The sequence below is a fragment of the Frigoribacterium sp. 9N genome (assembly GCF_902506305.1).
Lineage (GTDB): Bacteria > Actinomycetota > Actinomycetes > Actinomycetales > Microbacteriaceae > Frigoribacterium.
The window spans coordinates 1-1,294 of record NZ_LR733405.1 but is presented as its reverse complement, the minus strand read 5'-3'; the positions used below and the strand labels follow the sequence as shown (position 1 = coordinate 1,294).

The following is a 1,294-nucleotide window of genomic DNA, read 5'->3' as shown; positions in this document are numbered from 1 at the left end:
CCCCGAGGAGGCGCGGGGCGGCTGGGGTGGGCACCGCGCCTCCTCGGGGGGCGTCCTGTGTCGCGACGCACCCGGTTTCGAACGATGCACCCGGTTGCAACCGGGTGTTCGGTTCGAAACCAGGTGCAGCGGCAGGCATCACAGGTCGGCGTGGGCTCGCGTTGACAGGAGGGGGCGGCTCGTCTACTGTCGTGGAATCGGTTCCATGGAATCGATTCCACGCCGGGCGGACACCCTGCGACCCGCACCACTACGACGAGGTAGAGCCCGATGAACACCGTGACGATCAGGGACGTGGCGCAGCGCGCCGGCGTCTCGGCGGCGACGGCCTCGCGCGTGCTGTCGGGCAACCCGGCCACCTCCGCCGAGTCCCGGGCCCAGGTCGAACGGGCCGTGCGCGAGCTCGACTTCCGGCCGAACGCCCAGGCCCGTGCCCTGCGCTCGACCCGCTCCGACACGGTCGGCCTGCTCGTGTCCGACGTCCGCAACCCGTTCTTCGCCGACCTCGCCCACACCATCGAGCAGTCGCTGCTCGAACTGGGCTACGTCACCCTCCTCGGCAACGCCAACGAGAACCGCGAGCAGCAGGACCGCTACCTCGACACCCTCATCTCGCGCCGCGTCGACGGCGTCATCGTCGCCCCGCAGGGCACCGATTCCGCCAGCATCGACTCGCTGCTCGCCCGTGAGGTGCCGACGGTGTTCGTCGACCGCACGATCCCCGGCGTGGACGTGCCGAGCGTGACGACCGACAGCGTCCCCGGCATCCGGGCCGCCGTGCAGCACCTGGTCGACCTCGGCCACGAGCGCGTCGGGTACGTCGCGGGCCCGCAGAGCGTCTCGACCGGGCGCGAGCGACTCGAGGCCTGGACCGCGGCCGCCGCCGAACTCGGCCTCAGCACCGACCCCGACCTGGTCTACGTCGGCGACTTCCAGTCCGCCAGTGGCTCGGCCGCCGTGCACGCCCTGTTCGAGCTCGACGAGCCGCCGACCGCCCTGCTCGCGGCCGACAGCCTCATGGCCGTCGGCGCCATCGCCATGCTCAACCGGCTCGGCATGCGCATGGGCACCGACGTCTCGGTCGTCGCGTTCGACGACATCGAGTGGTTCTCGCTGCTCGACCCGGCCCTCACCGTCATCGCGCACAGCGTCGAGGAGATGGGCCGCATCGCCGTCCAGCTGCTGCACGAGGTCATCGACGGGCGCACGCCCGACTCGGTCGTGCTGCCCAGCGAACTGATCGTCCGCGAGTCGACGACCCGCGCCTCCTCGTCCCCCACGGACCCGACCGACC

The 1,294-nt window shown here is 71.6% G+C and carries 1 protein-coding gene; it reads left to right on the top strand.

Features of this window, described 5'->3' with window-relative positions:
- Positions 1–270 precede the first annotated feature (270 nt).
- Positions 271–1,294: LacI family DNA-binding transcriptional regulator (locus tag ARTHRO9V_RS15660; protein ID WP_159829074.1), on the top strand; the 1,024-nt coding region annotated here is incomplete at its 3' end.